24 protein-coding genes are annotated in these 24,734 nt (G+C 47.9%); 22 read left to right on the forward strand and 2 right to left on the reverse strand.

Annotated elements, in window-relative coordinates; all coding sequences use genetic code 11:
* Positions 1 to 25: 25 nt before the first annotated feature.
* From DWX57_RS01195 to DWX57_RS01250, 13 genes are all read left to right on the forward strand, one after another.
* Entirely contained in the window at positions 26 to 1,246 is a 1,221-nt protein-coding gene (locus DWX57_RS01195) for an aspartate aminotransferase family protein (protein WP_015533159.1), read from the forward strand.
* A gap of 59 nt (positions 1,247 to 1,305) precedes the next feature.
* The gene (queF, locus tag DWX57_RS01200) at positions 1,306 to 1,800 is read left to right on the forward strand and encodes a preQ(1) synthase (protein WP_015533158.1); all 495 of its coding nucleotides are present in this window, start codon (positions 1,306 to 1,308) and stop codon (positions 1,798 to 1,800) included.
* Positions 1,801 to 1,841: 41 nt separating this feature from the next.
* Positions 1,842 to 3,140 (forward strand): bifunctional folylpolyglutamate synthase/dihydrofolate synthase, encoded by a 1,299-nt coding sequence (locus DWX57_RS01205; RefSeq protein WP_015533157.1) that lies wholly within the window; start codon positions 1,842 to 1,844, stop codon positions 3,138 to 3,140.
* Positions 3,127 to 3,273, forward strand: a complete 147-nt coding sequence (locus tag DWX57_RS14005; protein ID WP_015533156.1) for a hypothetical protein — start codon at positions 3,127 to 3,129, stop codon at positions 3,271 to 3,273. Before DWX57_RS01205 ends, DWX57_RS14005 begins: the two co-directional genes overlap by 14 nt.
* A gap of 29 nt (positions 3,274 to 3,302) precedes the next feature.
* Positions 3,303 to 4,913, forward strand: a complete 1,611-nt coding sequence (locus DWX57_RS01210) for a tetratricopeptide repeat protein (RefSeq protein WP_120122900.1) — start codon at positions 3,303 to 3,305, stop codon at positions 4,911 to 4,913.
* Between the two features lie 104 nt (positions 4,914 to 5,017).
* Positions 5,018 to 5,365: an anti-sigma factor antagonist gene (locus DWX57_RS01215; protein WP_015533154.1), complete on the forward strand. Its 348-nt coding sequence runs from the start codon at positions 5,018 to 5,020 to the stop codon at positions 5,363 to 5,365.
* Positions 5,366 to 5,382: 17 nt separating this feature from the next.
* Positions 5,383 to 5,820 carry an anti-sigma F factor gene (gene spoIIAB / locus DWX57_RS01220; RefSeq protein ID WP_015533153.1) on the forward strand — a complete coding sequence of 146 codons (438 nt, stop codon included), beginning with the start codon at positions 5,383 to 5,385 and terminating at the stop codon, positions 5,818 to 5,820.
* Positions 5,820 to 6,503: a sigma-70 family RNA polymerase sigma factor gene (locus DWX57_RS01225; protein WP_117548722.1), complete on the forward strand. Its 684-nt coding sequence runs from the start codon at positions 5,820 to 5,822 to the stop codon at positions 6,501 to 6,503. Before spoIIAB ends, DWX57_RS01225 begins: the two co-directional genes overlap by 1 nt.
* Positions 6,504 to 6,560: 57 nt before the next feature.
* Complete coding sequence (locus DWX57_RS01230; RefSeq protein WP_118649249.1) at positions 6,561 to 7,184, forward strand: stage V sporulation protein AA; 624 nt, start codon at positions 6,561 to 6,563, stop codon at positions 7,182 to 7,184.
* Entirely contained in the window at positions 7,174 to 7,590 is a 417-nt protein-coding gene (locus DWX57_RS01235; RefSeq protein ID WP_119999057.1) for a stage V sporulation protein AB, read from the forward strand. The genes DWX57_RS01230 and DWX57_RS01235 overlap by 11 nt, the downstream gene beginning before the upstream one ends.
* Before the next feature lie 40 nt (positions 7,591 to 7,630).
* Positions 7,631 to 8,080: a SpoVA/SpoVAEb family sporulation membrane protein gene (locus tag DWX57_RS01240; RefSeq protein ID WP_117548724.1), complete on the forward strand. Its 450-nt coding sequence runs from the start codon at positions 7,631 to 7,633 to the stop codon at positions 8,078 to 8,080.
* A 119-nt stretch (positions 8,081 to 8,199) separates the two neighbouring features.
* Positions 8,200 to 8,580 (forward strand): DUF3783 domain-containing protein, encoded by a 381-nt coding sequence (locus tag DWX57_RS01245; RefSeq protein WP_015533147.1) that lies wholly within the window; start codon positions 8,200 to 8,202, stop codon positions 8,578 to 8,580.
* Positions 8,581 to 10,296, forward strand: coding sequence for a VanW family protein (locus DWX57_RS01250; RefSeq protein WP_120122901.1), 1,716 nt, complete (start codon positions 8,581 to 8,583; stop codon positions 10,294 to 10,296). It begins immediately after the preceding gene.
* Between the two features lie 25 nt (positions 10,297 to 10,321).
* On the opposite strand, the gene DWX57_RS01255 is transcribed toward DWX57_RS01250, so the two are convergent.
* The gene (locus DWX57_RS01255; protein ID WP_330514270.1) at positions 10,322 to 11,677 is read right to left on the reverse strand and encodes a chloride channel protein; all 1,356 of its coding nucleotides are present in this window, start codon (positions 11,675 to 11,677) and stop codon (positions 10,322 to 10,324) included.
* 165 nt (positions 11,678 to 11,842) lie between these two features.
* On the opposite strand from DWX57_RS01255, the gene spoVAD reads away from it, so the two are divergent.
* Entirely contained in the window at positions 11,843 to 12,868 is a 1,026-nt protein-coding gene (spoVAD, locus tag DWX57_RS01260; RefSeq protein ID WP_120122902.1) for a stage V sporulation protein AD, read from the forward strand.
* A gap of 6 nt (positions 12,869 to 12,874) precedes the next feature.
* Positions 12,875 to 13,231, forward strand: coding sequence for a stage V sporulation protein AE (gene spoVAE / locus DWX57_RS01265; protein ID WP_118016689.1), 357 nt, complete (start codon positions 12,875 to 12,877; stop codon positions 13,229 to 13,231).
* Between the two features lie 64 nt (positions 13,232 to 13,295).
* On the opposite strand, the gene DWX57_RS01270 is transcribed toward spoVAE, so the two are convergent.
* On the reverse strand, positions 13,296 to 16,019 hold the full coding sequence (locus tag DWX57_RS01270) for a transglycosylase domain-containing protein (protein WP_120122903.1): 2,724 nt from the start codon (positions 16,017 to 16,019) through the stop codon (positions 13,296 to 13,298).
* Positions 16,020 to 16,280: 261 nt separating this feature from the next.
* Here DWX57_RS01270 and DWX57_RS01275 point away from each other — a divergent pair, with 261 nt between their 5' ends.
* The 7 genes from DWX57_RS01275 to grpE all read left to right on the forward strand — a co-directional run bounded on the left by DWX57_RS01275 (position 16,281) and on the right by grpE (position 24,732).
* The gene (locus DWX57_RS01275; RefSeq protein WP_015533142.1) at positions 16,281 to 16,592 is read left to right on the forward strand and encodes a hypothetical protein; all 312 of its coding nucleotides are present in this window, start codon (positions 16,281 to 16,283) and stop codon (positions 16,590 to 16,592) included.
* 92 nt (positions 16,593 to 16,684) lie between these two features.
* On the forward strand, positions 16,685 to 17,587 hold the full coding sequence (gene gpr / locus DWX57_RS01280; RefSeq protein ID WP_015533141.1) for a GPR endopeptidase: 903 nt from the start codon (positions 16,685 to 16,687) through the stop codon (positions 17,585 to 17,587).
* A 91-nt stretch (positions 17,588 to 17,678) separates the two neighbouring features.
* On the forward strand, positions 17,679 to 18,848 hold the full coding sequence (locus tag DWX57_RS01285) for a stage II sporulation protein P (RefSeq protein WP_120122904.1): 1,170 nt from the start codon (positions 17,679 to 17,681) through the stop codon (positions 18,846 to 18,848).
* Positions 18,849 to 18,983: 135 nt separating this feature from the next.
* Positions 18,984 to 20,798 (forward strand): translation elongation factor 4, encoded by a 1,815-nt coding sequence (gene lepA / locus DWX57_RS01290; protein ID WP_022217229.1) that lies wholly within the window; start codon positions 18,984 to 18,986, stop codon positions 20,796 to 20,798.
* Positions 20,799 to 20,949: 151 nt separating this feature from the next.
* Positions 20,950 to 22,251, forward strand: coding sequence for a radical SAM family heme chaperone HemW (gene hemW / locus DWX57_RS01295; RefSeq protein WP_120122905.1), 1,302 nt, complete (start codon positions 20,950 to 20,952; stop codon positions 22,249 to 22,251).
* 737 nt (positions 22,252 to 22,988) lie between these two features.
* Complete coding sequence (gene hrcA / locus DWX57_RS01300; RefSeq protein WP_120122906.1) at positions 22,989 to 24,029, forward strand: heat-inducible transcriptional repressor HrcA; 1,041 nt, start codon at positions 22,989 to 22,991, stop codon at positions 24,027 to 24,029.
* 37 nt (positions 24,030 to 24,066) lie between these two features.
* Positions 24,067 to 24,732 carry a nucleotide exchange factor GrpE gene (grpE, locus tag DWX57_RS01305; RefSeq protein ID WP_119999066.1) on the forward strand — a complete coding sequence of 222 codons (666 nt, stop codon included), beginning with the start codon at positions 24,067 to 24,069 and terminating at the stop codon, positions 24,730 to 24,732.
* The last annotated feature ends 2 nt before the right edge of the window (positions 24,733 to 24,734 follow it).

Consider the following 24,734-nt stretch of genomic DNA (forward strand, 5'->3'; position numbering starts at 1 on the left):
TAGATAAAGGCAAAAGGAGAGAAAGATGAAGGTTAGTGAATCAGGTTATACAAGAGAAGAACTTTTAGAGATAGTAGATACATATCTGGCAGAGCAGTCCAGAAGATGGGAATTCATAGAGGAGAAGGGCGATGGCATGTATGTGTACGCTGAGAACGGCGACAGATACCTCGACTTCTTCGCAGGAATAGCGGTAAGCAGCGCGGGAAATGCCAACAAGAAGGTTGCAAAGGCCATAGCTGACCAGGCGGCAAATGTAATACATGCATCAAACTATGCATATACACTTCCAATGATCCTCCTTGCAAAGAAGGTGTGTGACACCATAGGCATGGAGAAGATCGTGTTCCAGAACTCAGGAACAGAGGCAAATGAAGCCATGATCAAGATGGCTAGAAAGTACGGCGTGGACAATTACGGACCGGACAGATATAAGATCGTGACAGCGAAGAACAGCTTCCACGGAAGAACATACGGTGCACTGTCGGCAACAGGCCAGCCTGATTCGGCCTGCCACAAGGGATTTGCACCACTCCTTCCGGGATTCACATATGCAGAGTATAACAACCTTGAGGACTTCAAGAGCAAATGCGATGAGAACACCATAGGAATCATGGTAGAGCCTGTACAGGGCGAGGGTGGTGTATACCCTGCAGACCCTGAGTTCCTTAAAGGACTTCGTGAGTTCTGTGATGAGAAGAACATGCTCCTCATGTTCGACGAGGTTCAGACCGGATGGGGAAGAACCGGAGACATCATGGCATATATGACATATGGCGTAAAGCCTGACATGGTATCCATGGCAAAGGCCATCGGGGGCGGTATGCCTATAGGCGCGATGTGTACAAGCACCAAGATAGCAGCAGCATTTACACCTGGTGCCCACGGTTCAACATACGCAGCCAACCCTGTGTGTTGTGCAGCGGCGCTTGCAGAGATAGATGAGATACTGGATAACAAGCTCTACGAGAATGCAAAGGAAGTAGGAGCATACTTCATGGAGGAACTCAAGGCACTTCCTTGTGTCAAGGAGATCAGAGGACGTGGTCTTCTTATAGGCGTTGAGTTCAACAAGCCTATCGCATTTGAAGTAAAGCACAGAGCGTTTGAGAACAAGCTCCTCATAACAGCTGTAAGAGACAGCATCATAAGGATCGCACCTCCACTTATCGTTAAGAAGGAGCACTGTGACGAGGCTGTTAAGCTGCTCATCAAGTCTGTGACAGAAGCACTGCAGGAGCAGTAATACAGCGTGATCATATAGCAGAATAAGCATGAATCATAAAAGTAATATAGGAGACCATAATGGGAAGAAGTAAAGAAGAGATGGAGGGTGTGACCCTCCTTGGAAATAAAGACGTAAAGTACAGCATGGACTATGCACCTGAGATGCTCCAGACATTTGACAACAAGCATCCGGACAACGACTACTTTGTAAAGTTCAACTGTCCTGAGTTCACAAGCCTCTGTCCGATCACCGGACAGCCTGACTTCGCAACGGTGTACATATCATATGTGCCGGGCGAGAAGATGGTGGAAAGCAAGTCGCTGAAACTGTATCTGTTCAGCTTCAGAAATCACGGAGACTTCCATGAGGACTGCATGAACATTATCATGAAGGACCTCATAAAACTGATGGATCCAAAGTACATCGAGGTGTGGGGCAAGTTCACACCGAGGGGGGGAATCTCCATAGACCCGTACTGCAATTACGGCAGACCGGGAACAAAGTGGGAGGAGGTTGCCTGGAACCGTCTGGCAAACCACGACCTCTACCCTGAGAAAGTTGACAATAGATAATTGGGTCTGAGCAGCACGCACGGACGGATAGGAGAATCATAATGGCGGATTACAGAGAGACCGTGGATTATATATTGGGTATTCCGCTTTTTGCACAGAAGATTGGCAAGGAGAACCTTTCCAGTCTTTTGTGCCGTTTGGGGAACCCTGAGAAGGCTGTTCCTGCGATACATGTGGCGGGAACCAACGGCAAGGGCAGCACATGCCGCGCTCTGGCGCAGATGCTTGCAGCCCGGGGATACAGAGTGGGATTGTTCATATCACCCCATCTCGTGTCCATAAACGAGAGAATACAGATAAATGGTACAAATATATCCGATGACGATTTTGTGTCGGCATTTGAGACCGTAAAGGGGCAGTTCATGGAGCACCCTTCGTTCTTCGAGGTCATGTTTGCCATGGCGGCGGTGTATTTCAGACAGCAGAAGTGTGACTTTGCCGTATACGAGACAGGAATGGGCGGAAGACTGGATGCGACAAATGTCCTGACGCCGGAGCTTACGATCATCACGTCGGTGGGAATGGATCACATGGAGTATCTTGGCGACACGATAGAGAAGATAGCTTATGAGAAGGCAGGCATCATCAAGCCGGGTGTTCCGGTGATATATTTCAGGCGGGATGAGGCGGCTGCGCGGGTCATAGAAGATACTGCCAAAGAGCGTGGAGCGGACATAATTCCGGTCGAAAAATCAGATTATATAATAAATCATTTGGGGAACAAAACCATTGATTTTTCATTGCATAATCGGTATTATAGTTATTGCAATTTACAGATACAGAAGACATCACTGTACCAGGTGGAGAATGTCAGCCTTGCCGTGACAGCATTCAGGATGCTCATGGAGAGGCGGAATGTACCGGAACAGGATATAGAGAAGACCGTGAGGAATGCACTCCTGCAGTTCTACTGGGAGGGCAGGATGGAGGAGATAGCTCCCCATATATATGTGGATGGTGCCCACAATGTGGAGGCTGTAAATGCATATATAGAGACCATGAACAGGCTTCATGGGGAATATGACAAGATACTGGTATTTGCGGCGGTGAAGGATAAGGAGTATGACTCCATGATACATTTGCTTGCCGGAAATATTACGTTTGGCAGGATAATAGTCACAAGCGTTGACAGCAGCAGAAAGGCGGATTCCGCAAAGCTGGCGGAGATATTCTCGGCGTGTACGGATACTCCGGTCATGGTCAGCGATGAGATTGACGATGCCATGGATATGGCAGTGGAGCTCAGAGGAGACAGAGAGAATACCAACATATACTGCGTTGGTTCCCTGTATCTGGTGGGCGGTGTCAAGAGATGGAGGAACAGACATGATCAATTTTGATGAAGAGATAAAGAGGTTTAAGCCGGCACTTGAACTTGACCAGGCAGAGGATGCAATATACAACAATGATCTCAAGGACATCATGGATGTCATGCAGGAGATGATGAGGGTTGCAAAGGAAGCAGAGAAGTAAAGAACACAGATTGGTCGGGAGATTAAGATATGGCAGATGTACTGAATTGTAAGCACTGCGGTGGAGCGATAGCCGTCACAGGCTACTGTACCAGGTGCGGACTGAAGATAGATTACGTGAACAAGGCTCTCAACTCGTCAAAGTACTATTACAACATAGGGCTTGATAAGGCGAGGGTCAGGGATATGTCAGGTGCGGAGGAGGCGCTCAAGCTGTCTCTGAAGTATGACAAGATGAATATAGATGCCCGGAACCTTCTTGGACTGGTGTACTATGAGACCGGAGAGATAGTTCAGGCGCTCAGCCACTGGGTAGTGAGTGTGAATTATTTTGACGGCAAGAATGTCGCCAAGAGATACATCAAGGAGATAAAATCCAACCCACACAGGCTGGAGGCGGTGAACAATGTAACCAGAAAGTATAATCAGGCGCTGGTATATGCGAAGCAGGGCAGCAAGGATCTTGCCTTTATACAGCTCAGAAAGGTACTTTCCGACAACAGCAGATTTATACAGGGATACCTGCTCCTTGCACTTCTGTTCATCGACGAGGGAAGATATGACAAGGCTCGCAAGGCACTCAAGCGTGTCATCAAGATAGACAGGACAAATCCAGTGGCGGTTAGATATTTCAATGAGATGGGCCACACTGATGAGGAGATCATGAACTTCAGGGATTATCCGCAGGAGGACTACGATGTGGATTCTCTGTTCGTGGATGACCAGAAGAAGCTCATAGCCGGCAACAGCGAGGTGGATTTTGATGGGGATCCGATTCCGGTTGGAAGATACAAGGACATCAATTTCTACAAATATTCCATCGCTTATATCATAGCGGGAGTTGTTCTGGGACTTGCGGCTATGTGGACGCTCATCATCCCGCACAGGGATAAGGTGGCTGACAATTCAGAGAGAGACCTGAAGGTTACATTCAGTCAGGAGATAGCGGATAAGAATGTGGCCATATCGGAGCTCCAGTCACAGGTGGACAGCATGACCACCAAGCTCACAAATGCTGAGACTGAGGCGAAGAACCTTCAGACACAGATAGATAAGTATGGCGATTACGCTTCACAGGTTCTGTCGGATGACAATAAGGCAAGGGTACAGTCAGCAATCTATAAGTACGAGGCCATGACATATGAGGCTGCCATAGATGATCTGAACAGAGTTCTTCAGGATACACCTAACAGCGATGTGGCACTGTTCTACAAGGCGATGTGTTATCTGAAGCTTTCTGATGATAACAATGCCACACTGGTATTTAACCAGCTTGTTGAGAACTGTCCGAACTCCGTATACTACACGGTTGCGTGTGATTATGCGGATGAAGATGCCATACAGGCGGGACTTGAAAAGAAGAATTCTGCAAGTACAGCCAGCACGAACACGGGCGACGGAACAGATACAACCGACAGATCAAGCACAAGTGACGAAACAGGTACAACCGACAGCACGGACACAGGTGACGGAACAGATACAACCGACAGCTCGTATACAGGTGATGGAACGGATACGACCGACAACACGTATACGGATGATGGAACAGGCACCATCGACAATACGTATACAGGTGACGGAACAGACACGACCGACAGTTCGTATACAGGCGATGGAACAGATACAACTGACGGACAGTAACGAAAGACATATAAAAAGATTATAATTTATAGAAGGCACAAAAGAGACGGATAAGGATTAATCGTTTCTTTTGTGCCTTTTATTTTGTGACAGGGGGATTGAAGATGAATATCTACGAGAAAATGGGGGATACTATAATCGTATATATGCCCAGAGAGGTGGATGATTATGCGGCGGTGAAGATGACCGCAGGGATAGACGGAGTATTTGCCGAGGAGGTGGTGAGACATGCCATATTTGATTTTGGCAGGACAACGTTCATGGACAGCTCGGGGATAGGACTCATAACGAGAAGGTACAGACAGCTCCACGACAGAGGGGGAAGCGTTGGGGTGATAAATGTAAATGCGAGAATGGACAGGATACTGCTCATGTCCGGTATATACAGGATCGCGACAAGGCTGGACAGCGGTGTCCGGGATGAGGCTGAGGATTGGACAGATAAAATATAGATAACGAGGAGAATGGTATGGATAAGAACAGATTGATCATGGAATTTGGCTGTGATGCCCGGAATGAGGCTGTGGCGAGAGTCGTGGTGGCGGCTATGCTGACGAGGACAAATCCTACACTCAGTGAGGTGGAGGATGTCAAGACGGCGGTGTCGGAGGCTGTCACGAATTCGATAATACACGGATATGGATCCGGTGAGGGAAGCATAATCCTGGAGGCATACATAGAGGAGCGCACCCTGTACATAACGATCACAGATCACGGCTGCGGCATAGAGAATGTCGACAGGGCAATGGAGCCGCTTTACACCACTGTCACGGACGGAAGCAGATCGGGCATGGGATTTTCATTTATGGAGGCTTTCATGGATGAGCTAAAGGTAGAATCCCGCGTGGGTGAGGGAACCGTGGTAAATATGAAGAAGATAATAGGAAAAAGTCAGGAGATATATTGATGGCGGATAATCATCGTTTGCTTGAACTTGCAAAAGATGGAGACAGAGATGCCAGAGATAAACTTGTGACGGACAATATGGGACTGGTGGTCAGCGTTGCCAGAAGATATGTGGGGAGAGGACAGGAACTTGAGGATCTTATACAGATAGGGCTTATAGGCCTTGTAAAGGCCATAGACAGGTTTGATATGGACTATGAGGTAAAACTGTCCACGTATGCGGTTCCACTCATTCAGGGGGAGATTAGACGCTTTCTCAGGGATGACGGAATGGTGAAGGTCAGCAGAAATCTTAAAACGATATACTACAGGGCAGACAGATACAGACACGAGGTCGAAAAAAACAGAGGGACTGAGCCGGGAATGGAGGAGATATGTGAGGCTATAGGAGCGACTCCTGAAGAGCTTGTGATGGCGATGGACGCGGCATCGGATGTGACATGCATAGATGATCTTCACGCGGAGATGTGCGGCATGGAAGATGGAGACCGCATCGTGGACAGGCTGTGTGTATCGCAGCTTCTGGACACGCTCACGCCGGATGAGAGAAAACTTGTGGTGTTGAGGTATTTTCAGGACAAGACGCAGGGACAGACAGGGCAGATCCTTGGCATGAGCCAGGTGCAGGTGAGCCGGCTTGAGAAAAAGATACTCGGAAGACTCAGATGGAAAATATTGGAGTAATATCAGCCATATACATGGACAGACTATTCTTAGAATATAAGAACAGGGGACATGTATATGGCTGAACTTTTGTATTTGAAACTGTCGGAGAGCTGCCTGGCGGAGAAGAGAAAGGTCAAAATAAAGGATGTGGCGACGGTGCTGAGTCCGAATCCAGATATAAAATACGGCGTTGAGAAGCTGGAGCTCATGAGCTTTTCCGGCAGCAGGGAGCAGCAGGTCATATCGGTGATGTACATTCTGCAGGTGATACAGGAGCACTACCCGGACTGCCAGACACAGACCATAGGGGCGACGGACGTTGTCGTGTATTACAGGACATATGACACCAGCGACAAAGTAAAGCAGTTCTTCAAATTTCTGATGATATGCTTCATCGCATTTTTCGGAGCAGGCTTTTCCATCATGTCGTACAACTCGGATGTCAATATGGTTGGACAGCTTGACGTCATGCACAACATATTTGTGGGGCAGGGCAGGGATGCCTATCCTGTGGCGGGAATAGCATATTCCCTGGGGCTCTTCATCGGTATAATCGTATTTTTCAATCACGGTGCAAAGAAAAAATTCTCAGATGATCCTACACCGCTTCAGGTTCAGATGAGACAGTATGAACAGGAGGTCAACCAGACAGTCATAACGGATGCCTCCAGAAAGAAGGCGGAGAGAGATGCTGATTAGATACGCTATGCTTGCCATCGCCTGCTTTGCCAGCGGTGTGGCCATATCGGGCGGGTATTTTGCATTTATATCCATGATAGGAATATTCCCCAAGCTCCTTGAGAATGTAAAGGGGGCAAGGCATTATCTGCTCATAGAGTGTCTGCTGGCATATGGTGCGGCACTGGCAAATCTGATATATGTATTCAAAATATCGGTTCCGGTGACATGGGTGGGATATACCATCATATGTCTGTTCGGAGGGATATTTGTGGGATGCCTGGCGGGGGCACTTACGGAGGTGTTGAATGTCATACCGATCGCGGCCAGAAGATTCAGTGTGAGAAGGAATCTCCCTTATGTCATATACGGCCTTGCTGCGGGAAAACTGGTAGGCTCGGTGTTGAGTGTAGTTCTGGGCATGTGATAAAGTCAAAATTATTTTGTGTTGAATGGAGGTATTTGTTATGAAGTTTGAACCTACAGAGAGCGATTACAATGAATATGTGGAGCTTGTGACACCCACATCAAGCGTTCCGAGAAACTGCCTGTGGGCGTTTCTTGTGGGAGGCGTGATCTGTACGATAGGGCAGGGGATATTTGACCTGCTGGTACACTTCGATGTGAAGGAAGACGAGGCGTATGCGTATGTATCGCTGATACTCGTCCTCGCAAGTGTTATCCTCACAAGTCTGAATCTCTACAAGAAGATAGCAAAGTACGGCGGTGCCGGAGCACTTGTGCCGATCACAGGATTTGCAAATGGTGTGTGTGCGCCCATAGTGGAATTCCAGACTGAGGGTGAAGTGTTCGGAAAGGGCGTGAAGGCGTTCACCATAGCGGGGCCTGTTATACTGTACGGTATATTTACAAGCTGGCTGCTCGGTGTTATATATTGGATAGTCTCAATATGGTGAAATGGGGTTTATTAAATTAAAAATCAACATATTTTCCCCACATCGGTTGACAATATTTGAAAAAATAACATAATGGGTATAGATTTGGACAAAAGAAGAAAGACAGGAGAAATGCTGACATGAAGAGGCTAATGACAGTCAATCTGGCACCTGAGCAGAAGAGTGCAGTACAGGATATATGCAGTGACATAGGTGCGGAGTGCGTTGACATTCAGAGAAAGCATTATGGTATGAAGGTCGGAAGTCTGTGCGACACGGCTGACATATCTGGCTGTGGAGATGAGACCGGACAGACGGAAGATCTCAGTATGGATATGCTCATATTTGACGGAGTGAGCAGCAAAGAACTTGATATATTTCTTGAAAGGTATAAGAAGACCGGGCTTCCGGCAGTAAGGCTGAAGTCGGTCGTGACACGGAGCAACAGGGAGTGGACTGTACAGCAGCTATACTCGGAGCTTGCAAAGGAATATCTATTCTACAGGATGAGGGGAATGTAGATGGCAGACGAAAGAAGAAACGGACATACAACTGAAAAGAGACTTGCGCAGAACAGGCAGAGAGCTTCAGGACGTTCAGGACGGCGTGCATCTGAGCAGTGGAGGAAGAGACAGCAGCGATACAGAGTGATAAGCTGGATACTCACGGCGGTGTTCATGGTGATATTTTATGCGCTAATATGTGCGTGTGTGGGTAACAGAAAGCTGTACAAAAAGACCACCATAAACGGATTAGACGTTGGCGGAATGAAAACTGCGGAGGCGGCAAAGAGCATAAATGACCAGTTCAGACGCGATTACAGCAGTGTGGGCATACAGGTGAAGCTGGATGATAAGACTTACACCCTGAATGTGTCGGCGGCGCTGGATATGGATTCTGAGAAGTCTGTGCAGAAGATACAGGATGACTCACATAGCTTCTGGAGAAGAGGCTATGGGCTTCTGGAATCATGGACACTTGGAAGCAGCTATGATATTTATCCATATATAGGCGACAGCGGCATCATAACGACCGCCATCGAGAGCAGTGATATGATGAAGGTTGATCTGGATATAGAGGATGGATACAGGATAGAGGACAAGAACCTCATTGTGACAAAGGGAAAGGGCAGCTACAGGATAGACACAGACAAGCTGGTAACCCGCATAAAGAAGCAGATAGCAAAAGGAGACTATGGCACTGTGGTGGAATGTCCTGTCGTGTCTGCTGACGTGGATCTGGACGAGGTATACAAAAAGGTACATTGTGAGCCGCAGAATCCAACGCTTGACCCGGACAAGAACTACGAGGTAGTTGAGGCCAAGGACGGTGTGGACTTTGATCTGGAGGCGGCAAAGAAGAGCCTTGAATCTGCCAAGAAGGGAACGGATGTGAGCATCCCGCTCACATACACCCCGGCGGATATGAGTACGGAAGAATACAGGAAGCTGCTGTTCAGAGACGAGATGAGTTCATACAGCACAGAGGTTGAGGGTTCAGAGAACAGAAAGACAAATGTCAAGCTGGCGGCGCAGTATTGCGATGGAACCATACTCATGCCGGGAGAGTCATTTTCATATAACCTCGGAGTCGGAGAGCTCACCGAGGAGAGAGGCTTCCTTCCGGGCCCATCATATGCTGACGGACAGTCAGTCATGGACATGGGCGGTGGAATATGTCAGGTGTCATCCACCATGTACATGGCGTGCCTGTATGCGAATCTCGAGATAGATGAGAGACATTGTCATCCATACCCTTCATCGTATGTTCCTGCGGGACTTGACGCCACTGTAGCGTGGGGCGGATGTGACTTTGTATTTACAAATGACACGGATTACCCGATAAAGATAAGCACAAGCTACGATGGATATTCCACATCATGTACGATATGGGGCACCATCACGGAGCCGTTCAGCGTGGAGCTCTACACGGAGACCGTTGAGACAGAGCCATATGAGACCAAGTATGAGCTGGACAAGAGTCTTGGCAAGTATGAGCAGGTGCTTGACACAGTGGGAATAGAGGGCCTTACAGTGCAGTCCTACAGAAGAGTGTATGACGGCGATGGAAATGTCATATCGGACAATCCTGAGGCGATAAGCGTGTACTCTAAGCGTGACGAGGTGTACAAGGTAGGAAAGCTTCCAAAGGACAAGGATAAAGACAAAGATAAGGATCAGAACAAAGATAAGAGTGACAGCTCAGACACAGATAAGAAGACGACTGAGTCTGAGTAAGATACTCAGGAAGAGTAGTTGCCGGCTACTCCTCAATGTCGTCTGAGTCGTCCTCCCTGATCCTTATAAGGCCTTCCAGGAATCCCGGTTCCTTGGTCTTTATCTCCTGGTTGGTGTAGAGATTGACATAGTGAGGGCGGAGCTTGGAGTAGATGATCTTCTGCTCGTTGTACAGGCTGTAATAGCCGGACAGCATGTAGCTGACGGCACATCCTATGGTGAACAGAAGTATTCCGTGCGCTCCGAACAGCTCTATGCTCAGGAACAGAGATGTAAGAGGACAGTTTACCACGCCACAGAAGAAGCACACCATTCCGAGGGCAGCGGCAAAGCCCGGGTCGAGTCCAATGAGTCCACCCATGGCGCATCCAAATGTGGCACCGACGAAGAACGATGGAACGATCTCACCGCCTCGGAATCCACAGCCTATTGTTATGGCGGTGAACAGCGCCTTGAGAAGGAAAGCCGTTGGTTTTGCTTCTCCGTTGAGCGCCTGGGCGATGATGTTCATACCGGTTCCGTTGTAGTCGGTGGTGTTGAGTATTATGTTGAGCAGGACGAGCATCACGCCTCCTGCGAATACGCGCACATACTGGTTCTTGAAATATTTGCGGAAAAGCTTGTGCACAACGTTCATGAATATACAGAACAGACTGCTGAGCACTGCGCACAGGATAGCCAGACCGATGACCTTGATCACCAAAGGCACATCCACGGATGTCGGCATGCCGGCTATATTGTAGTGGTCGTGTACAACGTGAAGCTTTCGTGTTATGGCGTATGCTATGACTGACGAGAACAGACAAGGCACAAATGCGCAGTAGTAGAGGATACCGATGCTTATGACCTCCATACTGAACAGCGCGGCAGTAATTGGGGTTCCAAACAGTGCTGAGAAGACAGCGCTCATGCCGCAAAGTGTGAGTATGTGCTTGTCGCTGTCATCCAGCTTGAACAGCTTGCCTATGGACACACCGATGCTTCCACCTATCTGAAGGGCTGCACCCTCCCTTCCTGAGGAACCTCCGAAGAGATGTGTGATGACCGTCGATATGAAGATCAGCGGAGCCATACGGGAAGGAATCTCGTCCTCCACACTTCTTATGGAACCGATGACAAGATTGGTTCCCTTGGAATGTCTTATTCCACAGATCCTGTATATAAATACGATCACGATTCCCGCAAGCGGCAGAAAATATATTATCATATGATTGTTCTCACGGAAGCCGGTGGCGTACTCTACGCATATATGAAAAGCTGTTCCGACAAGCCCGCATATCGTTCCCATTATCAGTGAAAAAACTATCCATTTGAAAAAAGTCGTAGCATATCTGACACATCTGCTAAAACAGTTTACCCAGTATTCCTTTGTAAATTCCACGGCGATTCTCCATTCCTTTTTCTTTGTAAAGCAGCTTTAGTAATGTTAAAGCAAATAAATGAATTTGTCCAGTGCTGAGGTTAACAAAAACTACCATTATAATCTGCAGTGCATAAGGGAATTATAGTAACAGTTACATTTATCCATATAAGGGAGTTGCATGATATGAATGAGAAAAAAGGAAAACAGAGCATAAAATTTGGCAATCCCCCATATATACTGGGGGCAGCAGCGGTGGCGGGGCCGAAGGAGATAGACGGCCCGATGGCGAGATATTTTGACAGGGTGAGCGAGGATGCAACATTCGGCAAAGATTCCTGGGAGGAAGGCGAGAGTGAGATGGTGCGTCAGGCCGTGAACCTTGCCATACAGAAGGCGGGGATAGACAAGCAGGATATAAGGTATATATTTGCCGGGGATCTGCTGGGACAGCTCATAGCGTCGACATTTGGAATCAAGGATATGGAGATCCCGGTGTTTGGACTGTACGGTGCGTGCTCGACGTGCGGGGAGGCACTGTCGCTTGCATCCATGACTGTGGCGGCGGGGTATGCGGACAACGTCATTGCGGAGGCGTCAAGCCACTATGGAAGTGCGGAGAAGCAGTTCCGTTTTCCCTTGGAATATGGAAATCAGCGTCCCCTGTCGGCTACCTGGACGGTCACGGGAAGTGGTGCCTTTGTGGTGTCAGACAGAGAGTCAGATGTGTGTATCCAGGGAGTAACCACAGGGCAGATCATGGACTATGGAGTGAAGGATTCGCTCAACATGGGAGCGTGTATGGCACCCGCGGCGGCTGCCGTCATATATCAGAATCTTCAGGATTTTGGCATAAAGCCCACATACTACGACAGGATAATAACTGGTGATCTTGGCAAGGTCGGCAAGACCATACTTGAGGATCTTCTGAGCATGAACAATGTGGATATATCGGCAAATCATATGGACTGCGGTATAGAGATATTTGACAACGAGGAACAGGATACCCACTCGGGCGGATCGGGCTGTGGCTGCTCGGCGACTGTTCTTGCCGGATATATATTGAAGAAGGTGAGCTCCGGGGAGTGGAAGAGAGTGTTGTTTGTTCCGACTGGAGCACTGCTTTCCACCGTGAGCTATAACGAGGGGCAGACCATACCGGGGATAGCCCATGCGGTCATGATAGAGCATCACGAAAAGAAAGGAGAGTAGATGTAAATGGATTATGTAAAAGCGTTTGTGGTTGGCGGAATAATATGTGTTCTTGCCCAGATATTGATGGACAAGACAAAGCTCCTTCCGGGAAGAATAATGGTCATACTTGTATGCACAGGTGTTGTACTTGGAGCGCTTGGAATATATAAGCCGCTTCTGGACTTCGCGCAGTGCGGAGCGTCGGTGCCGCTCACGGGATTTGGATATAATCTGTGGAAGGGCATAACTGAGGCGGTTGATAAGGATGGATTTATCGGACTGTTCCGCGGAGGCTTCCAGATGGCGGCGGTTGGAAGTTCGGCTGCACTGATATTTGGATATCTTGCATCGTTGATATTCAAGCCGAAGATGACAAAATAGAAATAGAAGACAGGCAGATATAAAAAGCCCCACCATACATTGAATTGTATGATGGGGCTTTCCGTCATTGAGTTGTATCGGTTGAATCATCCGAGCTTGGTTCCTCGGTTGTGGTTATCTCTGTTGAAGAGGTAGGCTCCTCTGACGTAGGTTCCTCAGTTGTAGGTTCCTCAGTCGTTGTAGGCTCCTCGGTTGTTGTATCTTCTGATGTATCCTCCGATGTATCTTCGGTTGTCGTGGTTGCTTTGGTAGTCTTCTTTGTATCCTTCTTCTTGCCGTGGATGTTACAATGCTCCTTCAGAAGCGATTCATCCCAGGTGTATCCCTCAAGGACATACTCACCGTCATCGTTCAGCTTGTAGATGAAGGTTGTTGTCTCAGGACATTCCTTGTTGGCAAGCATGTGTGATTCGTTACATACCACTACCTTCTTGACACCTGGACAATACTTTGTAGGTATCTTTGTCGCATCGAAGTAATCCGTAACTGTTGGACATCCGTTCGATGGAAGAAGTCCGGTATCTGAACATACAGTGGCCTGTACGATTCCGTCCGGCATCTCAAATGTAGCTGATGTATCAAGTCCCTTCTTCTCAATGACCTGATCCATGATATCTCTCCACATATAGCACTTGATAGAACCAGGGCTGTATGTGATGTTCTCATCATTTCCAAGCCATATAGAAGCTGTGTAGTATGGGTTATAACCACAGAACCAGTTATCAAAGTCTCCTGATGTGGTACCTGTCTTACCTGCTGTATACATACCTGTGTAAGAGTTGGCACCTGAACCGGTACCTCCTGTTACAACGTCGTGCATGGCACTTGTGAGAAGCCATGCTGTCTGCTCTGATATGACACGTGTCTTCTCAGGTTCCCTGTTGTCTATCAGAAGATTGCCTTCATGGTCGTAAACCTCTGAGTAGAACACAGGCTTTATATAATTACCACCGTTGGCGATGGTTGCATATGCAGCTGTGATCTCCAGGTTGGTAATACCATTTGTCAGACCACCAAGTGCAAGTGACTGGTTGATATCTGACAGGATGAGACCGTCGCTGTCTGTCTTTCTCTCAACAAGAGTTGTAAATCCAAGCTTCAGCAGATAGTCGTATGCGAGCTGTGGAGTTACATCTGTGATACACTTTACGGCTATGATATTCATAGATTCCATGATAGCGTATCTGATAGTCTTAAGTCCCCAGTAACCGCCGTACCAGTTGTATACAGGATTACCATTCTCATAGTTGTATGGTGCATCGTCATATACGGTTGCCAGAGACATATTACATGCCTCCAGTGCCGGGAGATATGCAGCAACGATCTTGAAGCAGGAACCAGGCTGTCTGGTCGCCTCAGTTGCACGGTTGAATGATCTGTTCTCAGTTTTCTCTCCTCGGCCTCCGACAAGTGCCTTGACCTGACCGGTGTTCTGATCCATGAGAGTGAATGATACCTGTGGCTGGATGACCAGCTTGAATGTCTCCATGAAGACCTCGTCGCCGGTTTTGGCAACCATTGCATCCTTGAACTGGTCAGCCGCAGCACGGGCATCATCCTCGCTGTAATATCTTGCGCTGTAGTCGTAGCCCTCCTGCTCTGTGAACCAGCTCTCGAGATTCTCCACGCTGTAGTTCGTCTGAACCTTTGTCTCCTTATCCGCAAGGGTGAGAGCGTAGTTGAGCTGATATACAGGCTCAGGCCAATAGGATGCATCATTTACAACTGAATCAGCGATCTCCTGAATATCAGGATCCTGACACACGATTACCTTGAGTCCGCCTGACCAGATCAATGTCTCAGCCTCATCCTCTGAGTAGCCCTTGGCAACCAGATCATTCTGAAGCTGCTTGATGACCTCATCAGTGTAGTATGAGTTGACCTCTGTCTTCTGCTCCTTTTCTTCCTTCTTAGATACGGAAGCGATACGCTTGTAAACATTATCGTTTATTGCCTCGTCATACTGTGCCTGTGTTATATACTCAAGATCCAGCATGTATTTAAGAACCTGGGTCCTTCTGGTCTTGTTGTCGTCAGGCGACAGGAGAGGATCGTATTTGGTAGGGTTCTGCGGAATTGCTGCGAGCACGGCACACTCAGATACCGATAACTGGCTGAGCTCCTTGCCGAAGTAAGTCTTGGCAGCAGTCTCAACACCGTAGCAGCCCTCTCCGAGATATATGGTGTTCAGATAATACTCGACTATCGACTTCTTGTCGATCTTCTTCTCCATATCCACAGCCAGATACTGCTCCTGAACCTTACGCTCAAGCTTATCAAGGAAGGTTGACTCATTCAGTCCGACGTTGAACACGTTGTTCTTGATAAGCTGCTGTGTAAGAGTGGAAGCACCCTCATCGAAGTCTCCGCTTTTGAGACCCTTTATAAATGCTCTGGCGATACCCTGTACATCGATTCCGTTGTGCTCCCAGAAACGTCTGTCCTCTATAGCGACAAATGCATTCACAAGATCCTCAGGAATAGAGTCGTAATACACATACTCTCGGTTGGAGTTGGAATTGGCAAGTGTCGTGATCTCCTTTCCATTCTGGTATACAAGAGTTGTCTTGTATCCCTTAGGTATGAGAGCGTCAGCGTTGATGTTCGGCGTATCATCCAGAATACCCTTGAGGGCTCCAAATCCGGCTCCGACACCGACTATCACAATGGCGAGCACCAGCACCAGTATAATCTTAAACACAGAAATGTTAAGCTTACGCCGGTTTCTTGGAAGCTTGGATACCAGCTCCTTCTGAGCCTTCACCGCTCCCTTCTTAGTAAAATCCATAAAAAGACCTCCTTAAAACCTGGGGGATAGATCCCCGCTATTTAATTGTAAAAGTAAATTCTAAATAAGGGCAGACTACTGCCGTTAATATACACTTCAAATTAGTATATCAAATAACAGTATAATAATAAAGAAAAAAATATTGCAACAAAACAAAAATTAATAAACGTGAACGAAAAAATCAGAAAGAGTAAATTGACAACGGTATGATTCAAAAGCATAATAAATATAAAAAAGTGCAGAATAAACAGGAGAAGATATATGTTTGCATCAATAGACGAAGCGGTTGAATACTGGAAGGACGAGCTGTCATATGTGGACGACGCAAAGGTGACAGGATATGTGGGAGGCTACCCGGTGGTGGAATTTACCATCAACAAAGCCGCCTGGGGACTTGTTAAGGACAAGAAGAAATTTGGAAGGATCGTAAGATCATCAGAGATGGAGGGCGGAATAGAAGTCGGTGTGTCGACATGCTTTTATCAGACGGCATCCCTGGAGTGGGAGCCACCTGTCCTCAGGGTGTGCGGATATCCTGAAGTGATCAACAGAATACTTGGCAAGGTAATGTAAGATTTACCGTGGAATGCCCCGGCGGATACATAAAAATGCATCCGCCGGGGTATTTTATTATACATGTAATGGGTTATGTAAGGAGGACGCATATGAACAGGGAGATACGTACGGATCTTGCGATAGAGCTCAGAGAAAATGTAGCCGACAGGAGAAATATGCCTGGGGTCAAGGTGAAGACGGTGGTGAATGAGGACAGGAGCATCAAGACAACCACCATAACGGTGCTGGATGAGATAGGGGAGAAAAATCTGGGAAAGGCAAAGGGACAATATATAACGATAGAGTGTTCCAAGCTTAAGGAATATGAGGAGTCCATACATGAACCTCTGAGGGCGGAGCTTGAGGGCAGACTCAGGGAGCTCATGGGGCATGCGGGAAATATACTGGTGGTCGGACTTGGCAACAGGCAGGTCACCCCGGATTCCATAGGCCCGCTGGTCATAGACAATCTGTATGTGACAAGGCACCTGGACACTCCGGGAAAGCCAGATCTGGTCATGAGTGCCATATGTCCGGGAGTCATGGCACAGACCGGAATAGAGACTGTGGATATAGTCAGGGGAATATGCGATGAGATAGACGTGGAGATCGTGGTTGCAATAGACGCCCTGGCGGCCAGAAGCAGCAAGAGACTCGGATGCACCATCCAGCTCACGGATACAGGTATAAGCCCCGGCTCCGGTGTCGGCAACAACAGAAAGACACTGAGCTCAGACAACCTTGGCAGACGCGTGATCGCAGTCGGTGTTCCGACAGTCATCTCCGTTCCATCCATCATAGACGATTCGCTGGACGAGGTGGCTGACGCATTTAACGAGACCTATGGGCGCAGGATCATGAGGGAGTTCACGGAGAAGCAGAGATACCAGATCGCGTGCAATCTTCTGGATGAGGATATGGCGGATATGTTCGTGACCCCGAAAAATATAGACGAGCTAGTGCGCCGCATCAGCTTTACGATATCTGAGGCGATAAATGCCATAGCGATGTAGAGAAAAATACAGGGAATCATTTGGCACGTACACTCATATATTTGAATAATGGAGAACAGAGACCATAGCATATTCAAAGGGGTGGAAATGTATGTCGGACAGAAAGCTTCATACGAAGACTGTGTATATACTTGCGTGGGTGATTCTGGTGTGCGCGGGGATATTGATAAGGACAGGGATAGCTGATGATGTGTGGAAGCTGGTGTACCGTGGGATATATGGCAGCTCTTCAGGAGATGCAGGCGGGAGCATATACAGCCCCGGTGCGGCTGAGCCGGATGTGTACTGTTACATGGATTACTGGGAATCCCAGGTCAGGGAGGTGTGCGAGGAGGGCAGGACATACCAGACGGAGGATGCGGATTCCGAAGGCGAGGCATCATCGCAGGCGGAGACTTCAGAGACTTCAGAGACTTCTGCGCCTGCCAGCACTGAGACCACAGAAGCTGCGCAGAGATCCGCTGATGCCAGGACAGTGTCGGCCATGGCGGATATAACGAGCTCTTATATAGGTATGGACGCAGATACACTCCTTTCATATTGTTATAACGCCACATACCCTAAGTGCGTCAAAAAAGACGAGCTGGATGCGGAAAATCTGCTCGGCAAAGATCTGTCGCTGGATATGGACACGGGCGGATACAAGGTTCTGATATATCACACCCACGGCTCTGAGGCATTTGCGGACTCAAGACCGGGCGAGGTTGACGACACGGTGATAGGACTTGGCAACCGCCTGGCGGAGATACTCACGGATACATATGGCATACCGGTGTACCACGACACCACGGCATATGACATGATGACAGGGGTTCTTGACAGGAACGCTTCCTATGATTATTCGAGGGAAGGTGTGTCACAGATACTTAAGGACAATCCTGAGATAGAGGTCATCATAGATCTCCACAGGGATGGTGTGCCGGATGACACACATCTGGTTACAGATGTGGATGGAAAGCCCACAGCACAGATCATGCTGTTAAATGGCATGTGCCGTGACGAGGATGGCAACGATGTGGACTATTGGAGCAATGACAACAAGGTCGACAACATGGCATTTGCACTTCAGACCTATCTGGCGGGCAGGGCAAATTACGGCGACATGATGCGCAAGATATACATAAGTACGAGCCGGTACAACATGGATCTCATGCCGCACGCCATGCTGGCAGAGATAGGCGCACAGACTAACACGGTGGAGGAGGAATACAACGCCATCGAACCATTTGCCGCAATGCTTGCAAAGGTGCTCCTGAAGTGAGGATTAAGTGGCATATTGGCACTTGCAGTTATATGCTCATACATGTTATATTAACGTCAAATGCGAGTAAGACAAGTATAAGAATAAAAGAGCCTGCACATACAAGGCGCGGGACATAGATAAGGATGTGAAGACATGGAGCATTTAGACCAGTCAAAGATAAGAAATTTCTGTATAATAGCGCATATAGACCATGGTAAATCAACACTTGCCGACAGGATCATAGAGAAGACCGGAACTCTGACCAGCAGGGAGATGCAGAATCAGGTTCTTGACAATATGGATCTTGAGAGGGAGCGTGGAATCACCATCAAGGCACAGTGTGTCAGGATCGTGTACAATGCCAATGATGGACAGGAGTACATATTCAATCTCATAGACACTCCGGGACATGTGGATTTCAATTATGAGGTATCTCGAAGTCTGGCAGCCTGTGAGGGAGCCATACTTGTGGTTGATGCCGCACAGGGCATAGAGGCGCAGACCCTGGCGAATGTATACCTGGCGCTGGATCATGACCTTGATGTCATGCCGGTCATCAACAAGATAGACCTTCCGTCAGCAGATCCGGAGAGGGTCGTGAACGAGATCGAGGATGTAATTGGAATAGAGGCACAGGATGCCCCAAGGATATCGGCAAAGAATGGAATTAATATAGAAGAAGTGCTTGAACAGATCGTGAAGAAGGTGCCGGCACCGCACGGTGACCCTGAGGCTCCACTCAAGGCACTTATATTCGACAGTCTGTATGACTCTTACAAGGGAGTTATCATATTCTGCCGATTATTTGACGGCTGCGTGAAGAAGGGAACCACCATAAGGATGATGGCCACCGGAGCTGAGGCTGAGGTGGTTGAGGTCGGAATATTCGGAGCGGGAAGATTTGTCCCATGTGATGAGCTGTCAGCCGGTATGGTTGGTTACATAACAGCCAGCCTTAAGAATGTACAGGATACCACAGTGGGAGATACAGTCACACAGGCGGACAGGCCATGTGACGAGGCGCTTCCTGGATACAAGAAGGCACAGCCTATGGTATACTGCGGACTCTATCCTGCGGATGGCGCAAAGTATCCGGATCTCAGGGATGCCCTTGAGAAACTTCAGTTAAATGATGCGGCGCTCAGCTTTGAGCCGGAGACATCCATAGCACTGGGCTTTGGTTTCCGATGTGGTTTCCTTGGACTGCTTCACCTTGAGATAGTTCAGGAGCGACTGGAGAGGGAGTTCAATCTAGATCTGGTAACCACAGCGCCAGGCGTTGTATATAAGGTACATACCACAGATGGGAATGTGATAGAGCTCACCAATCCGTCGAACCTGCCGGATCCATCCACCATAGAGTACATGGAGGAGCCATTTGTCGATGCGGAGATCATGGTCACAACAGAGTATGTGGGTGCCATCATGCAGCTCTGCCAGGAGAGACGAGGCGTGTACAAGAGCATGGAGTACATGGAGGAGACAAGAGCGCTTCTCAAGTACGACCTCCCACTGAACGAGATCATATACGATTTCTTTGATGCACTTAAGTCGCGTTCAAGGGGCTATGCTTCATTTGACTATGAGATGAAGGGCTATGTCCGCTCAGAGCTTGTGAAGCTGGACATCCTTATCAATAAGGAAGAGGTCGATGCACTCTCATTTATCATACACAAGGATACAGCGTATGAAAGGGGCAGAAAGATGTGCGAGAAGCTCAAGGACGAGATCCCGAGACATCTGTTCGAGATCCCGATCCAGGCGGCCATAGGCGGCAAGGTAATAGCCCGCGAGACAGTCAAGGCCATGAGAAAGGATGTCCTTGCCAAGTGCTACGGCGGAGATATATCCAGAAAGAGAAAGCTCCTTGAAAAGCAGAAGGAAGGAAAGAAGCGAATGAGACAGGTGGGCAATGTGGAGATACCACAGAAGGCATTTATGTCTGTCCTGAAGCTTGATGAGGAATAGAAAAGACCGGGAACACAGTGACACGGTTATATCAAATAAGAAATAATAGAATCGTAGAAAAGCCGTTAATGAGAGCATTCTGACAGGAGCATTCTTAGTAGCGGCTTTTTTCATGCGGTGACGATATTTGAAATAAAAAGGAAGGATACTAATGATAGATATAATAAATACCGACAATTCAGATCGGGATTTCGGCGATGCAAATAATGACGAAGTTTTAGAGTCATATGAGAAGAAGCCGCTCAGCATATACATACATATCCCATTCTGTGTGAAGAAATGTGCATACTGCGACTTCCTGTCATTTCCGGTGGGGGCAGCCTGCATGTCGGGATATGGAGTGTACCGTGAGAAATACATCGAAGCCCTGTGCGAGGAGCTGAAAAGCTACTCATATCTGGCGGAGACCCACAAGGTCAGGACAATATACATAGGAGGCGGAACTCCATCCATACTGGAGCCGGACGAGATCACACTTGTAATGACGACGGTGAGGAAGCTGTTCGATGTCGCGGAGGATGCGGAGATAAGCATAGAGGTGAATCCGGGCACCCTGACCAGCCGTAAGGCAGCAGAGTATATAGTAAATGGCATAAACAGGATGAGCATAGGCCTTCAGTCCGCACAGAAAAATGAGCTGGAAGCTCTGGGCAGGATACACAATTATGACCAGTTCCTCGCCGCATTTGACATGGCTAGGGAGGCCGGATTTCGCAATATAAATATAGACCTGATGTCAGACATACCGGGACAGACCATGAGGTCATATCTGGACACCCTTGACAAGGTATTAAGGTGTAAGCCGGAGCACATATCGTCCTACAGCCTCATAGTGGAGGACGGAACTCCTCTGGCAGCAGATGAGAACCTGCTGTCACAGATCCCGGATGAGGACGTGGACAGGCAGATGTACGACATAACAAATAAGCTCTTAGGCACCGGCGGCTACCACAGATACGAGATATCCAATTACGCCAAAGCTGGCTACGAGTGCAGACATAACATAGTCTACTGGACCCTCGGGGAATACATAGGAATCGGAATCGGAGCAGCGTCCTTCCTGTACGGCAGACGCTACACCAACACATCCAGTCTGGAAGACTACATAGACGGCATGGCAAGACACAGGGAGCTCATGACATTCGGAGATCACGTCGCAAATTCGGGTAAGGCAAGAGATATAATAGAACACATGCGCAATGTGGAAGAAGAACTTGACGCAGACAGGCTGATGGAGGAATATATGTTCCTCGGCCTGCGTATGATATCCGGTGTGAGTGCAGAAAAATTCAACGACTACTTTGGACACTCCATCTACGACATATACGGCCCCGTCATAGATAAATACAAGTCCACCGGCCACCTCGAAGATGACCACGGCCTGATCCGCCTCACAAAAAAAGGCATCGACGTAAGTAACACGATCCTCGCCGACTTCCTCATAGAGGACTGACGGACGCGTCCTGAGGATGAAGATAACTACACTGTATGGTTTGAAATCACGCTTGTCTGTCAGCCTCTCAGACATTTCCAACGTGCATGCGGCTTCAAGCGCGATAAGGGCGTCTGCGCTCTCCGCCTTAGCACAGAAATGTCTGAGAGGCTGACGCCTGCGCTACCGATTTCAAACCATACAGTGTAGTTATCATACATCATCCTCAGAACGCTGATCCCGAAAGCTAAAAATAAAAAAACACACTTCGTCAGTTCTCTGACTAAGAATAAGGAAAAGCATAATCTGGTGCAATATACTTTGGTATAAACACCATCAAAGCCATTCCCAGTGTCAGCCTTTACATGTATATGGAAGACACTCTGAGTGCCAGCCTTTAATTCGTAAGTACAGTAGCATGCCTACAGCTGCCATATGTTCAATCGGTAGCGAAAGCGTCCTTGCTTCGGGATTTCTTTGCTAAGGCGGAGCAGGCAGACGTCCTTATTGCCTGCGAAGCCGCATGCATATAAGAAATCCCGAAGCAAGGTAAGATGAGCGTGATTGAGCATATGGCAGCTGCAGGCTGTGCCCGTCATTCCAAAGGCTGGCACGACCGTCCTTCAAAACATAAAAAAAACACAAAAACATTCGTTATTTTGTTGACAAAAGGGGGCGGCAGTGTTAGATTATGTTTAGTGGTTAGCACTCGGATATGTTGAGTGCTAATAAGACTAAAAGCAAAAAGGAATGAGAGTATGGAACTTGACGAGAGAAAAGTCAGAATTCTAAAAGCGATCGTTTCGAATTACCTGGAGACTGGAGAGCCCGTTGGATCGAGAACCATTTCCAAGCTGGCCGACATGAATGTCAGCCCGGCTACCATAAGAAATGAGATGTCAGATCTTGAGGATATGGGTTATATATGCCAGCCACATGCATCGGCAGGAAGAGTTCCAACAGATGCAGGTTACAGGTTTTATGTTGACAGCATCATGGCAGACAGGGATGAAGAGAAAGCAGAGGATCAGACAGAGCGAGAGAATCTGCTGAATAGAGTTGATAAGCTCGAGAAGCTTCTCAAGCAGGTGGCAAAGGTGCTTGCGGCGAACACTCAGTACGCAACACTGGTTACGATGCCACAGTACAACAACACAGTAAAGTTCATCCAGTTGTCACAGGTTGATGAGACCACATTGTTGGCGGTCATCATGGTTGATGGCAATATAGTCAAGAATAAGCTGATCAAGACGACGTACAGCCTGAAGAATGAAGATATTTTAAAATTTAATATTCTGCTAAATACCTTCCTTCAGGGCGCGGCACTTCAGGATATCAATCTTGAACTTATACAGACCATGAAGGTTCAGGCAGGTGAATATGCAGAGATCCTTGAGACGATATTCCAGGGAATCATGGAGGCAATCCATGAGGCCGATGATCTCAAGGTTTATACCAGTGGAGCAACGAATGTACTCAAGTACCCTGAGCTGGCGAACACGTCATCCGCAGAGAAGCTGCTCGGAACACTGGAAGACATAGAGGACAAAGAAGAATTTGCAAAACATGTGGAGGATGTGATCCAGCAGGACAGCGACATACAGATCCTGATAGGACAGGAGAACAGCGATGAAAACCTGAAGGATTGCTCCCTTGTAACAGCAACATACAAGATGCCGGAGGGCGCAAAAGGAACGATAGGAATAATCGGACCGAAGAGGATGGATTACAAGAAAGTTGTGAACATGCTCAAGGAACTCACCGGGGAGCTTGATGACATATTTAACAGCAATGGATAGACAGATAAGATTATAACGATGAATAGGAGGATATGTAATGGCTGATAGCAATAACAGTACTGCATCCGACAAGAAGGTTAAGACAGAGCAGACAGCAGCCGAGACCATAGTTGGAGATGCTTCAGCAGAGATAAAGGATGACGTTGAGTCAGAAGTCAAGGTCGGTGAGACCATTGATGTTCCGGAGGAGCAGGCAGAGGCTGCAAAGCCACAGCATGTTGCAAAGGAGAACAGACGTGGAGGCAAGGCTCTCCGTGAGGAGAACGAGAAGCTCAAGGAACGCTGCAAGGATGCAGAGACAAAGTACACAAGACTTCTTGCGGAGTGTGAGAACATCCGCCAGAGAAATGAAAAAGAGTCAGGCAAATTGTACGACATAGGTGCAAAGGGAGTTCTTGAGAAGCTCCTTCCTGTGGTAGACAATTTTGAGAGAGCAATGGCAGCCATTCCTGATGAGGATAAGGACAGACCATTCGAGTCGGGAGTTGCAAATATATATAAGCAGCTTATGACGTCATTGGAAAGCATAGGTGTAAAGCCTATGGATTGCGCCGGGGAACAGTTTGATCCTACATTCCACAATGCAGTGATGCATGTAGAGGATGACAACTACGAAGAGAATGTAATCGTTGAAGAGATGCAGAAGGGTTACATGTACAAGGATCAGGTGCTGAGATTCAGCATGGTAAAGGTTGCAAATTAAAT

The sequence above is a fragment of the Coprococcus sp. AF19-8AC genome, assembly GCF_003603115.1.
In the GTDB taxonomy this organism is placed as follows: Bacteria; Bacillota; Clostridia; order Lachnospirales; family Lachnospiraceae; genus Coprococcus; species Coprococcus aceti.